This window comes from Janthinobacterium sp. B9-8, from assembly GCF_000969645.2.
Taxonomy (GTDB): Bacteria; Pseudomonadota; Gammaproteobacteria; order Burkholderiales; family Chitinibacteraceae; genus Iodobacter.
On the sequence record NZ_CP014222.1, the window covers coordinates 2,289,887 to 2,302,108 of the forward strand.

The window sequence follows — 12,222 nt, forward strand, 5'->3', positions numbered from 1 at the left end:
ACATGATACCTATTTAGCATTCGTCTGCGTTGCAAACGTCAGCTTGCCATAGCCCGCCAGACGCGCCGCTTCCATGACATTCACCACGCTCTGATGCGCGCTTTTTGCATCGGCATTGATGATAATCATCGGATCCGGGTTTTCACCCGCAGCACGACGCAGCAACAGGGCAAAATCATCTGCCGTACTAAATGTCGCGGCATTGCCATTCACGCTGTACTGGCCATTGGACGACACCGCCACATTAATCGACTTGGGCTGATTGTCTGCCGTTTTTTCAGCATCTGCCGTTGGCAAAGTGATTTTTAGCTCGGCAAACTTGGAGTAAGTCGTTGTTGCCATCAGGAAGATCAAAATCACCAGCAACACGTCAATCAACGGCACAAAGTTAATTTCTGGCTCTTCGCGATTACGGCCTTTACGAAAATTCATGGGATGCCCTTAATTTCGTTCGCCGTGCACAATTTCAACCAGCTTCACTGCTTGCTGTTCCATATCAACCAGATAACTATCTACCTTGGTGCGAAAGAAGCGATAAAAAATCAGTGCAGGTACGGCGACCATAATCCCGAAAGCCGTATTGTAAAGCGCCACAGAAATACCGTGCGCCAAAGCCGCCGGATTCGCCGCGCCTGTAGGCGCCTGTGAGCCAAAAATTTCGATCATACCGATAACGGTACCAAACAGACCCAGCAGCGGCGTAACCGCAGCCAAAGTGCCCAGCATAGGCAAGTAGCGCTCTAATTCATGCGACACTGCACTGCCCGTTTCTTCAATCGACTCTTTCATGATTTCACGGGAGCTGCGAACATTTTTTAAGCCCGCAGACAATACACGCCCTAGTGGGCTATTGGCCGAGAGTTTGGTCAGCATCTCAGCGCTCACACCGCGGCTGCGATATTCCTGCACAACACTCGCCAGCAAACCTTTTGGTAGGATTTGACTCTGACGCAAAGTCAGCAAGCGCTCAATGATAATGGTGACGGTAGCAATAGAAGCGGCAATAATCAGCCAAATCGGCCAGCCGGCCGCTTCAATAATAGCAAGCATAGTAATTTCATCCTGGACGCGATTAGAAGCGCGTCACTTTAACGGGAATCAGGGTCTGGGGGAAGCGCCGCACTCAAGAACGGCTCTTTTCACTAAGAAAAATCAAGATCTGCCCAAGACGGCTTATCAATCAGGACAAGGCTTTGTTTTGTGCGAACATAGCACCCAGACAGCTGAGCGCATTATAAAAAACCAGTCAACAAAACAAGCCAAGCTGCGATTTAAAAGCAGAACTTCCCAAACAATAATATGGCCTAAGCCCGTGATCTAACATGGTTTTTTATTTGTCAATACACTGTGGATAACTTTGTGCACAAAATGCAAAATATGCGCAAATAGATCAGAATCACGGATGTAGGCTCGACTAAACGAGCTACACAACCATTCACTAATAGATAATAAAATCAACAAGTTAAAACAAAATCCTCTACTACAACTCTCACAACCATACGCAAATCGTTAGTTTGCGCCATTTTGTGGATTAAACAGAGCCGAATCGAGATTGTCATGAATTTGTCAAGTACAAACAGCGTCATTTTAACCGTCTCGGAACTCAACCGCCGCGCCAAAACTTTACTGGAAAGTAGTTTTCCTTTGTTGTGGGTAGCCGGTGAGATTTCAAATTTTAAACGTTACGATTCAGGACACTGCTACTTCAGCATAAAAGATACAAATGCTCAAGTAAGGTGCGTGATGTTTAGAAATCGCGCTGCTTTGCTTGATTTTCAGCCCAGAGAAGGGATGCAAGTCGAGGCACGTGCGCTGGTCTCTTTATACGAAGCCCGCGGTGATTTCCAGCTGACCATTGAAGCTTTACGCCCGGCCGGTTTAGGCGCTCTGTTTGCCGCTTATGAAAAATTAAAACAAAAACTGGAAAACGAAGGTTTGTTTGCCTCTGAGCGCAAAAGAGCCTTGCCCGTTTTTCCACGTGCAGTAGGCATTGTCACCTCCCCCGCAGCGGCCGCGCTTTCTGATGTGATTGCTGCACTGCAACGCCGCATGCCCAGTCTGCCAATTATCCTTTACCCCACACCAGTACAGGGGCTGGATGCTGCACCGCAAATTGCCAGTGCTATTCATAAAGCAAGTGAACGCAAAGAAGTAGATGTATTAATTGTGTGCCGGGGCGGTGGCAGCTTAGAAGACTTATGGGCCTTTAATGAGGAAATCGTTGCACGCGCTATTGCCAGCTGCACCATGCCAGTTGTAAGCGGTGTTGGGCACGAAACTGACTTCAGCATCGCTGATTTTGTCGCGGATATACGAGCGGCCACCCCCACAGCAGCAGCAGAATTAGTGAGCCCAAACCGCAGCGAATGGCTGGCAAGACTGGAGCGCCAGCAGGGCCGTATGCACCGCGCTATAGAGCGCCAAATCCAAAGCAAAATGCAGCAATTGGATGGCGTATCAAGACATTTGCAGCATCCGGGCGAGCGTTTACACCGGCAAAAAACACATCTGCAAGAATTAAGCCGCCGCCTGCAACTTGCCCCCGCCCGAACACTGGAAAAAAATCATTACCGCCTCAAACAGCTTTCGCTTAACTTAAGCCACTTAAAGCCTCATCCCGCCCGCCAGCAAGAGCGCCTACAGCATTTATCCCGCCAGCTTTTGCAAGCCATGCCACGCCAGCTAAAACAGCAGCGACAAAAGCTAGCCATGCTCGCTGCACGCCTGGAGCCATGGAACCCGCAATCCGTATTGGCCCGTGGCTACACTCTGGTCACCCGGCCAGACGGGCAGCTTGTGCGCCATGGTGCTCAACTTAAGCATGACGAGCTGCTATTACTGCAATTTGCCGATAGCACTGCGGATGTGCGGGTCATTAAAAACTTAGGGGAGCAGGGAAAGCTGGGAATATAGCCCCAGCGACTTGGCATCGCCCTAGCCACTAAAGTAAACCGACGGACGAATACCTTTTGTAGATGCCGATTACTCGGCCTTGCCCTCATCTTCTTCAGGCTCTGCTTCAGCCACCAAGCTTAAATGCCCTAATTCATCATGAGAAACGCTGGTACTGTCTTTACTTTTTAATTTAACCCGCAAGCGTAATTCATTAATCGAATCGGCATTTTTAAGCGCTTCTTCAAGGCTAATCCGGCCATCTTCGTATAAATGAAACAGCGCCGAATCAAAAGTTTGCATGCCTAATTCTTCAGACTTCAGCATGGCCGTTTTCACACCGCCTACATCACCTTTAAAAATCATATCCGCCACTAAAGGTGAATTAAGCAAAATTTCAATCGCTGCAACCCGCCCTTTTCCATCTGGCGTTGGAATCAAACGCTGAGAAACCATGCCGCGCATATTCAATGATAAATCCATATAAATTTGCGGATGGCGCTCTTCAGGGAAGAAATTAACAATTCGCTCCAAAGCCTGATTAGCGCTGTTGGCATGTAAGGTGCCCATACATAAGTGCCCTGTTTCGGCAAAAGAAAGAGCATATTCCATGGTGTCCCGATCGCGAATCTCGCCAATTAAAATCACATCGGGCGCTTGCCTTAAGGTGTTTTTTAGTGCTGCAAACCAATGCTTGGTATCTCGCCCTACTTCACGGTGAGTCACTAAACAATTTTTGCTTTTATGCACATATTCAATCGGGTCTTCAATGGTAATGATATGGCCGTGAGTATTTTGATTACGATAATCAATCATTGCCGCCATCGTGGTCGATTTACCCGAGCCAGTGCCGCCCACTAGCAGCACCAAGCCACGCTTAGCCAGCACCACGTCTTTTAAAATGGGCGGTAATTTCAACTCATCAAAATCGGGAATTTTGCTGGTAATAACCCGCAGTACCATGCCGACTTTTTCTTGCTGCATAAACACATTAACCCGAAAGCGACCGATACCTTCGGGGTTAATAGCAAAATTGCACTCGTAATCCCGCTCAAATTCTTCAACCTGATCGGGCCGCATGATTGAATAGGCCAAAGCCTTGGAAATCACACCATTTAATTTTTGATTTCCAACCGGTGTTAACCTGCCATTGATTTTCATCGCAGGTGGAAAATCATCAGCAATAAAAAGATCAGACGCTTTATGCTGCAACATCATACGCAGCAAATCATTGATTGTTTTACTGGCTTGTTCTGGAGCCATTTTTAGAACCTTTACACAAAATCGTTTTAGCCCCGCAAGAGGGAAAGGCAAAACTCACAAGAAACACACACTTTCTGATGAGAAGCTGCTGACAGCGTAGTTGCTTCCACGCACCGTTTCTTCCTGAATTAGCAATTAATCAGATAAGACGGCGACATAATACACATGCATTTACTTACAACCAACACAGGTAATGATGCAGGAAACACCCTAGAACACACACTCAACACCTAATTCTTCAGATAAAAAATGGCCGTCCCCTCCCTTGGCCAGCACTCAAAATCCCAGTTTTCACATCGCACACGGCGAGGAGTGATCTTCCTGTAAAATGCGCCCCATCCAAGCCCCATTCAAAGACTTATGCGCAAAATTACTCATGTTGCAGCTGGCATTTTACTGCGTGCCGATGGCTCGTTTTTGCTCGGCAGCCGCCCTGTCGGCAAGCCTTATGCAGGTTACTGGGAGTTTCCCGGTGGCAAGCTGGAAAGCGGCGAGACCGAGCTAGCGGCACTAAAACGTGAATTAGTCGAAGAAATGGGCATCGCCGTCACCGCGGCCACGCCGTGGATCGTGCAAACATTTGACTATCCCCATGCCAGTGTAAGACTGTCTTTTTTCCGGATTAGCGATTGGGAAGGCGAGATCACCGCGCATGAAGGTCAGGAGTTCGCCTGGCAAGTACCGGGCAAGCTGAATGTTTCACCGATTCTGCCTGCCAATGGGCCTATCCTGCGCGGCTTGGCCCTGCCTGACGTAATGACAATTTCTAATGTGGCCGAGCTGGGAGAGGCGGCCTTTTTAGAAGCGCTCGCAAAAAACAAACCACACTGGCTGATTTTGCGCGAGCCGCAGCTTGATGCCGCACAATACCGATTACTCGCAGAAAAAGTGCTCCGTATTTGTAAACACCAACAAACCCGATTGATGCTGCATGACGATGCTGAGCTTGCACTGGCACTGGGCGCAGATGGCGTGCATTTACCTGCACGCGGCCTGCTTAAGCTAAAAAAACGACCTGCGCTCGATTGGGTAGGTGCATCCACCCATAATGCAGCCGAATTAGGCGCTGCCAGCGGCCTCTCTCTCGACTACGCGCTGCTAGGGCATATTAGCGACACCCCTTCACACCCCGATGCCGCACCGCTAGGCTGGGATGGCTTTGATGCACTGCTCAAGCAAGGCTGGCCGTTTCCTGTCTATGCTTTGGGCGGCATGAAGCACAGTGATCTAGCTATCGCCATGCAGCACGGCGCACACGGAGTGGCCTTAATGCGCGCAGCCTGGGTTTAAATCATGAAAATCATTAAAATAACCCTTACTCTGCTGATCGCATTGGCACTCGCTCTGGCGATACTTGGCAATAAATTTGGCTGGTTTACACCAGATAATGAGCCGGAGGCACGGCTCGATTGCCCTGTTTTCAGCGAGGGTTGCGTCTTTCACTTTGAAGAAGAAAATTACAAGGTAAAAAGCCAGGAGCCCCTCAGTGCTAATAAACCAGTGCAATTGCTCGTCACTGGCAAGGCAAAAATCATCCGTGCCAGCTGGCAAATGCAAGGAATGGAAATGGGCCCCAATAACTATCGCTTGCTGAGCAATGATCAGCAGCATTGGCAAGCCCAGACCGCCCTGCCTTTTTGCACCAATAAGCGCCAGGACTGGTTATTAAAACTCGATATTGATGGCCGCCGCATCGCCATTAGCACTGCGAGCAATTAAGCCACAATGAATCAGCTTAAATATTTAGCAGCCTACCCTGCCGCAATTCAAACTCAGGTTCAGCAATTATTAGACAATAACCAGCTTGCGAGCGTTATTTTAAAAAAATACCCAACGGCTCACGATATCAGAACCGACAAAGCACTCTATGACTATGTGCTTGATATTAAAAACGATTATTTACGCAAAACCGAGCCGGTTAGCAAAATTGCTTTTGATAGCAAAATTCATGTGATTAACCATGTGTTGGGCCTGCATACCACCATATCGCGGGTACAGGGCAGCAAACTCAAATCAAAACATGAAATCCGTATTGCTTCGATATTTAAAGAAGTGCCTATTGAGTTTTTAAAAATGATTGTGGTGCACGAGCTTTCGCATTTAAAAGAAAAAGAGCACGACAAGGCTTTTTATAAATTATGCGAATATATGGAGCCGCAATACCACCAGCTGGAATTTGATTTGCGTTTATACCTCACGCAGGTCGAGCGCTATGGGAAATTGTTTTAAAGCGGTGTTTGGATGGGACTTAAAGCTTAGCGTACTGCACCAAATGATCACGGCACATCGTGATCATTTGGTGCAGTACGCCCTACCTTTTCAGATACTAATCCGCCAGCCACTTTAGCTTATCGTGCAGGCTGACAACCTCGCCGATAATAATCAGCGCAGGGGGTTTAATGCCAAGATCAGCCACCTTTTGCGCCAAATCACTTAAAGTACCCACCACCACCCGCTGCTTCGAGAGCGTGGCTTTTTCGACCATTCCGGCAGGGGTGGCTGGGTTTCTTCCGTGTTTGATGAGTTGCGCGCAAATTTTCTCGACCTGCGCTACGCCCATATACACCACCACCGTTTCAGTGGGGCTGACTAAACGCGGCCAATCCAGCTCAACTTCTCCATCACGTCGATGGCCCGTTACAAAAGTCACCGATTGAGCGTAATCACGATGGGTAAGCGGAATCCCTGCGTAGCAAGAAGCACCTGCCGCCGAGGTAATACCCGGCACCACTTCAAAGGCAATGCCCGCGTCGGCCAGCTCTTCGATTTCCTCGCCACCACGGCCAAAGATAAAAGGGTCACCGCCTTTTAGGCGTAAAACTTTTTTACCCGCTTGGGCATAGCGCACGAGCAGTTGATTAATTTCTTCCTGCGGCACGGCATGATTATTGGATTTTTTCCCCACATACACACGCTCCGCATCGCGACGTACCATGTCTAAAATCGGAGCAGAAACTAGATTATCGTAGAGCACCACATCGGCCTGCTGCATCAGCCTGAGGGCACGAAAAGTCAGCAAATCAGGATTACCCGGGCCACAGCCCACCAAATATACCGCTCCTTGTAAGGGCGCATCGGCATCTGCCTTGATGGCCGCACTTAATGCGCGCCGCGCCGCATCATGCTGGCCTGCAAACACCATATCGGGAATGGGGCCTGCCAGCGTTTTTTCCCAAAATTGCTTACGTGCATCTACACTCGTCAGTGTTTGCTTCACTTCCTCACGAAAGTCGCTGGCCATTTGTGCCAAATCACCATAGCCATGCGGAATTAAAGCTTCCAACTGGCTACGCAGCTGCCGTGCTAAAACCGGCACGCCACCCGATGTCGAAATCGCAATCATCAAGGGCGATCGATCCACAATGGCAGGCGTAATAAAGCGGCAGCTGGCAGGATCATCCACTGCATTCACCAAAATACCGCGTGCTTCACAGGCCTCAAACACTTGGCGATTGATCTCCTCACTATCGGTAGCCGCAATCACTAAGCGCATGTTTTGTAGCTGTGATTCATGAAAGCCTGTTGCCTCATAAATCAAGCTCCCTGCTTGTACCGCTAAAGCTAGTTCGTCACAGAGCTCAGGTGCAACAACGGTGATCCTGCCGCCCGCCGCAGCAAGCAGGCGTATCTTACGTGCAGCGACATCGCCTCCACCAATCACCAGACAATATTGATCGCGTAAATTTAAAAAAAGCGGGAAGTAATTCATATACAAATAACCTTAAAATCAATTACTGCTTAGTTTGAGCCAGTCTTTCTATTAATGCAAAATCACTCCCTGCTATACATATGACTTAAATCAAATATAGTGGGGTACAACTCATGTTTAACTAGCGAAGAAAAGCATGCTGTCTGCATTTTCTTTTAAATAACATGCCACAAAAGGCCCTTCCTATGAAAAAAGCCCTGTTATTACTTTGCTTATTCAGCGCCAGCAGCGCTTTTGCGATTAGCCCTGCTGATTTAGCTAAAGCCAAAAATTGCTTCGCCTGTCATGCTCCGGATAAAAAACTGATTGGCCCTGCATACAAAGAAGTCGCCGCAAAATATAAAACAGATGCAAATGCTGTCACCAAAATAGCAGCCAAAATTAAGAAAGGGGGCAGCGGCGTCTGGGGCAGCATGCCCATGCCGCCTAATGCAGTGAGCGATGCTGAGGCAAAAGATTTAGCCCAATGGATACTCAGCTTGAAGTAAGAAACCAGCAGCATAAAAAATGCTCACAACACATACCAGCTGCATAGATCAAATAGAATAAATGGGTAATTTACCTGCTACTACGCATCAGTAGATAACGATAAGATCCGTCTTTCTGAGTATTTCTGCTCAATATTTTAGCCCCCGATCCAGCTAATGCTGGGCGGGGGTTGCTTGTTTTGGCTCAGGTGCTAAACCGAAATATGATTTTTTACTAAAAGAGATTTTCTTATGCGTGCCCTTTTCCTAATACCCCTACTTGCTTTACCCCTATTTGCCCAAGCTACCGTACTCCCACCTGCAGCAGCAATCAGCACAATCGGCAGCCAGCGTATGCTGACACAGCGCATTGTGAAGGCCTATTGCCAGCAAGGACGAGGCATTAACGCCAATGCAGCCAAGCAACAAATTAATAGCTCAATTACTCAGTTCTCCAACCAGTTAGCCAATTTACTTGAAAGCGCCACCGTACCGGAAAGCATTGCCGCAGTAAAAAAACAAGAAACACAGTGGCAAACTTTCCGTGCATTGGCACAAACACCACCAAAAGTAGAAACTGCCAAGCAATTGGATGATCTTGCCGAAAGCATGCAATACGACGCCGGTGAGCTAGCCAAGCGCTTAGAAACGAGCTTTGGTAAGCCACAGGGTAAATTGATCCGCATTGCGGGCAGAGAACGCATGCTCAGCCAGCGTCTGGCTAAAGCAGCCTGCCTGCAAAGCTGGCGTGCTAACCCTGCACTTAAGCTACAGCAAGCTCAGTCTCAAAAAGAATTTGCTGCGGGCTTAATCACTTTACGTGCCTCATCAGAAAATACCCCCGCCACTTTAAAGCAACTGGATCTGGCACAGATGCAATGGGTGTTTTTAGAAAACGCACTCAGCGGGCTGGATAGCGAAGCCGACAACAATATCGCCACAACCAGCGAGCGGCTGCTTGAAGTGATGGATAAGCTCAGCAATCAATACGAAAGACTAGGAAATTAATAAGAAGCTGCTGCGGGCTAAAATAGCCGCAGCACAATTAAGCAGAGAAAGCTAAAGCGCTGTTTGAATATTCATTTTGCCCATAACGAGCCGCGAGTTTTTGCTCTGTGGGGCTGCGTTTAGCAATCTCTGCCTGAGCAGCTTGTGCCATAGCGGCAGCTGCCGCCGCAATGGCGCGATCTGCCCCGCTAGGATCTGCTGGCGCTAAAGCCGCCGCTTGAATGATTCTGGCTTTGCTTAAAGTTTCTTCCGGAGTGCGGCCCGGACTCACATCGATTTTAACCTCGCCCCCTACCGCATAACGCTTACCATCCGGGCCAGATTCCATGGAATACGAAGCCCCGCTCGTTGCCAATCCACCTGCTGCCGCTAAATGAGCTTGCTCGTGCTGGCGAACTTCCCGATCTCGCTTCGCCATTTTTTCAACAGTGGCTAGCTCTGCTTCGCTGAGCAGATCACCATTAGGCTTGGTTTGTGCTGTTTTGGATGGAGTACTAGCGTCTTGCTCTTTGACGTAATCAACACTCGTCCCGCGGCCTTGATTCAGGGCGCTATTAGATGCTGTAGAAACTCCGCTGATGCCGCTCATGATCGTCAGTATTTATGCGATATAAATAAATTATACCCCAGTAAAAACACAAAAATACCAACCTTTGATCAGCCAATGCTTGCAAATTACTTTGAAATTAGAAACAAAATTTAATTCACGCCCCACACAACACAATAACTTGTGCTTCCTACATGGCAATCAAACCTTTAACACATAGGCATGATACTGGCTTAGTTTAATGGCCATGATCAAAAACCGAGCATCACTCGTCCTACACCTTCAGCAGCATTTCCCGCCCTGGCAACCAGCGATCTAAATGCAGCAGTGCCGTTGGCATATGGTGGGCCAGTAAGTCTTCGGCCACGGCCCGTGCTTCTTCGAGCAAATCAGCATCTTTTTCCAGATCGGCAAAACGCAGCATCGGCACGCCCGACTGCCGCACGCCTGCTAGCTCACCTGGGCCACGAATTTCCATATCCTGGCGGGCGATTTCAAAGCCATCGGTATTTTCATAAATCACCCGCAAGCGAGACTTGGCCAGCTCGCCAAGCGGCGTAGTGTAAAGCAACACACATAATGAAGCATGCGCCCCGCGCCCTACCCGACCACGTAACTGATGCAATTGCGATAAACCCATGCGCTCGGCGTGCTCGATCACCATCAGGCTAGCGTTCGGCACATCGACGCCGACTTCGATCACTGTGGTGGCGACCAGAACTTGTACTTCATTCCTTAAAAAAGCCGCCATCACTTCCGCTTTTTCAGCCGTTTTCATGCGGCCATGCACGAGGCCTACAACCATACCCTCTAATTCTTCGGTCAACTGCTGATGCGTATCCACCGCCGTTTGCAATTGCAGGGCTTCAGATTCCTCGATCAGCGGGCAGACCCAATACACTTGGCGGCCTTCTTCAACCTTTGCGGCGATACGTTGGATAATTTCATCCCGCCGCGCATCGCTGACTAGCTTAGTCACAATTGGAGTGCGGCCAGGTGGCAGCTCGTCGATCACGCTGACATCAAGGTCGGCGTAATAGCTCATCGCCAAGGTGCGCGGGATCGGCGTGGCGCTCATCATCAGCTGATGCGGGCTACCACCTTTTTCACGCAGCGCCAATCTTTGCGCCACGCCAAAGCGATGTTGCTCGTCAACAATCGCAAGCCCCAATTTTGCAAAAGTCACGCTGGCCTGAAAAATAGCGTGCGTACCCACCACTAAGGGCGCAGTGCCCAAGGCGGCGTCTTCAATCGCATTGCGTTTTGCTTTTGCACCCAAAGAGCCAGCCAACCAAGCCACTTTGATGCCTAGTGGTGCAAACCATGCGGATAATTTATTAAAATGCTGCTCGGCCAGAATTTCGGTCGGGGCCATTAAGGCCACTTGATAACCCGATTCAATCGCTTGGCAAGCCGCCAGTGCCGCCACAATGGTCTTGCCCGAGCCGACATCGCCCTGCAACAAGCGCTGCATAGGGTGAGGCTGGTTTAAATCGTGGGTGATTTCTTTTAGAACGTTGCTCTGAGCGCCGGTTAAAGCAAAGGGCAGACTCGCAAGTAAGCGAGCAGCCAACTCGCCCTTGGGTGCAATCACCGGCGCGGTACGCTCACGCCTTGCGGCATGGGCGGTACGTAGGCTCAATTGCTGCGCCAACAGCTCATCAAACTTCAAGCGCTGCCAGGCTGGATGCGTGCGCTCGGTTAGTAAAATATTGGGGATATCTGGGGTCGGCGAGTGAAGTAACTGCACGCTGGAGGAAAAATCCGGCAAGTTCAGCGGGTCCGTTACCCATGACGGCAGGGTGTCGCGCAAATCGCAGTGCTTTAGCGCAAGGCGAATCAGCTTGCCAAGCTGCAGTTGATTCAAGCCCGCCGTGGTCGGATAAATCGGCGTTAAGGCTTCGTTCAGGCCCTGCTCATTGGCGGCGCGTATTTTGGGGTGCACCATCTCGTCGCCCAAAAAACCACGCCGAATCTCGCCATAGAGGCGCACGGTTTTACCTACCGCCAGCTGCTTAGCGACGCTGGGATAAAAATTAAGCAAACGCACATTCAGCGATCCGCCCGCGTCGCTCACCCGCGCCACCAGCTGTTTGCGTGGCTTATATTGCACCTCGCACGATTCCACTGTGCCTTCCACCAGCACTGATTGCCCCATCGGTGCGTCGCGCATGGGGTAAAGATGCGTTTCGTCTTCGTAACGCAGCGGTAAGTGCAGCACCAGATCAAAGGGGCGTATCAGCCCTAGTTTTGTAAGGCGGCTTTTTAGTGCTTCGGGTAAGGCGGCTAGATCCATGACTTTTGAACGATCGTTCGATTGAGCGCTACTTTAGGGC

At 49.5% G+C, this 12,222-nt stretch carries 11 protein-coding genes and 1 pseudogene; 6 read left to right on the plus strand and 6 right to left on the minus strand.

The annotated features are described in order from the left end of the window. Positions 1-9 precede the first annotated feature (9 nt). Positions 10-432, minus strand: a complete 423-nt coding sequence (locus VN23_RS10285; protein ID WP_046351192.1) for an ExbD/TolR family protein — start codon at positions 430-432, stop codon at positions 10-12. A gap of 9 nt (positions 433-441) precedes the next feature. Further along, entirely contained in the window at positions 442-1,050 is a 609-nt protein-coding gene (locus VN23_RS10290; RefSeq protein ID WP_046351191.1) for a MotA/TolQ/ExbB proton channel family protein, read from the minus strand. Between the two features lie 507 nt (positions 1,051-1,557). Between VN23_RS10290 and xseA the strand changes: the two genes are divergently transcribed. Further along, positions 1,558-2,913, plus strand: a complete 1,356-nt coding sequence (gene xseA, locus VN23_RS10295) for an exodeoxyribonuclease VII large subunit (protein WP_046351190.1) — start codon at positions 1,558-1,560, stop codon at positions 2,911-2,913. A 69-nt stretch (positions 2,914-2,982) separates the two neighbouring features. Here xseA and VN23_RS10300 read toward each other — a convergent pair whose 3' ends face one another. Then, positions 2,983-4,155: a PilT/PilU family type 4a pilus ATPase gene (locus tag VN23_RS10300; protein ID WP_046351189.1), complete on the minus strand. Its 1,173-nt coding sequence runs from the start codon at positions 4,153-4,155 to the stop codon at positions 2,983-2,985. Positions 4,156-4,515: 360 nt separating this feature from the next. Here VN23_RS10300 and VN23_RS10305 point away from each other — a divergent pair, with 360 nt between their 5' ends. The 3 genes from VN23_RS10305 to VN23_RS10315 are packed head-to-tail and all read left to right on the plus strand — an operon-like array spanning position 4,516 to position 6,384. Continuing rightward, positions 4,516-5,445 (plus strand): Nudix family hydrolase, encoded by a 930-nt coding sequence (locus VN23_RS10305; protein ID WP_046351188.1) that lies wholly within the window; start codon positions 4,516-4,518, stop codon positions 5,443-5,445. A gap of 3 nt (positions 5,446-5,448) precedes the next feature. Then, positions 5,449-5,874 (plus strand): hypothetical protein, encoded by a 426-nt coding sequence (locus VN23_RS10310; RefSeq protein WP_052746510.1) that lies wholly within the window; start codon positions 5,449-5,451, stop codon positions 5,872-5,874. Positions 5,875-5,880: 6 nt separating this feature from the next. Further along, positions 5,881-6,384, plus strand: a complete 504-nt coding sequence (locus VN23_RS10315; RefSeq protein WP_046351187.1) for a YgjP-like metallopeptidase domain-containing protein — start codon at positions 5,881-5,883, stop codon at positions 6,382-6,384. Positions 6,385-6,481: 97 nt separating this feature from the next. Here the strand turns inward: VN23_RS10315 and cysG are convergent, their stop codons facing one another. Continuing rightward, positions 6,482-7,864, minus strand: a complete 1,383-nt coding sequence (cysG, locus tag VN23_RS10320) for a siroheme synthase CysG (RefSeq protein ID WP_046351186.1) — start codon at positions 7,862-7,864, stop codon at positions 6,482-6,484. A 185-nt stretch (positions 7,865-8,049) separates the two neighbouring features. Here cysG and VN23_RS10325 point away from each other — a divergent pair, with 185 nt between their 5' ends. Together VN23_RS10325 and VN23_RS10330 are read left to right on the plus strand one after the other, a co-directional pair. Further along, a complete protein-coding gene (locus VN23_RS10325) occupies positions 8,050-8,352 on the plus strand; it encodes a c-type cytochrome (protein ID WP_046351185.1) in 303 nt (100 codons plus the stop codon). Between the two features lie 231 nt (positions 8,353-8,583). Beyond that, the gene (locus VN23_RS10330) at positions 8,584-9,339 is read left to right on the plus strand and encodes a type IV pili methyl-accepting chemotaxis transducer N-terminal domain-containing protein (RefSeq protein ID WP_046351184.1); all 756 of its coding nucleotides are present in this window, start codon (positions 8,584-8,586) and stop codon (positions 9,337-9,339) included. A 37-nt stretch (positions 9,340-9,376) separates the two neighbouring features. Here VN23_RS10330 and VN23_RS10335 read toward each other — a convergent pair whose 3' ends face one another. Both VN23_RS10335 and recG read right to left on the minus strand, forming a co-directional pair. Continuing rightward, positions 9,377-9,928, minus strand: coding sequence for a putative metalloprotease CJM1_0395 family protein (locus tag VN23_RS10335; protein WP_046351183.1), 552 nt, complete (start codon positions 9,926-9,928; stop codon positions 9,377-9,379). 232 nt (positions 9,929-10,160) lie between these two features. After that, positions 10,161-12,212 (minus strand): annotated as a pseudogene (recG, locus tag VN23_RS10340) (ATP-dependent DNA helicase RecG); the annotation flags it as partial. Positions 12,213-12,222 lie beyond the last annotated feature (10 nt).

Bases quoted from the DNA above. Each gene is read 5' to 3' on its own strand.
- VN23_RS10310 (WP_052746510.1), top strand. From the start codon at position 5,449: ATGAAAATCATTAAAATAACCCTTACTCTGCTGATCGCATTGGCACTC.
- VN23_RS10325 (WP_046351185.1), top strand. From the start codon at position 8,050: ATGAAAAAAGCCCTGTTATTACTTTGCTTATTCAGCGCCAGCAGCGCT.
- VN23_RS10330 (WP_046351184.1), top strand. From the start codon at position 8,584: ATGCGTGCCCTTTTCCTAATACCCCTACTTGCTTTACCCCTATTTGCC.
- VN23_RS10305 (WP_046351188.1), top strand. From the start codon at position 4,516: ATGCGCAAAATTACTCATGTTGCAGCTGGCATTTTACTGCGTGCCGAT.
- VN23_RS10290 (WP_046351191.1), bottom strand. From the start codon at position 1,050: ATGCTTGCTATTATTGAAGCGGCCGGCTGGCCGATTTGGCTGATTATT.
- VN23_RS10300 (WP_046351189.1), bottom strand. From the start codon at position 4,155: ATGGCTCCAGAACAAGCCAGTAAAACAATCAATGATTTGCTGCGTATG.
- VN23_RS10285 (WP_046351192.1), bottom strand. From the start codon at position 432: ATGAATTTTCGTAAAGGCCGTAATCGCGAAGAGCCAGAAATTAACTTT.
- xseA (WP_046351190.1), top strand. From the start codon at position 1,558: ATGAATTTGTCAAGTACAAACAGCGTCATTTTAACCGTCTCGGAACTC.
- VN23_RS10315 (WP_046351187.1), top strand. From the start codon at position 5,881: ATGAATCAGCTTAAATATTTAGCAGCCTACCCTGCCGCAATTCAAACT.
- VN23_RS10335 (WP_046351183.1), bottom strand. From the start codon at position 9,928: ATGAGCGGCATCAGCGGAGTTTCTACAGCATCTAATAGCGCCCTGAAT.
- cysG (WP_046351186.1), bottom strand. From the start codon at position 7,864: ATGAATTACTTCCCGCTTTTTTTAAATTTACGCGATCAATATTGTCTG.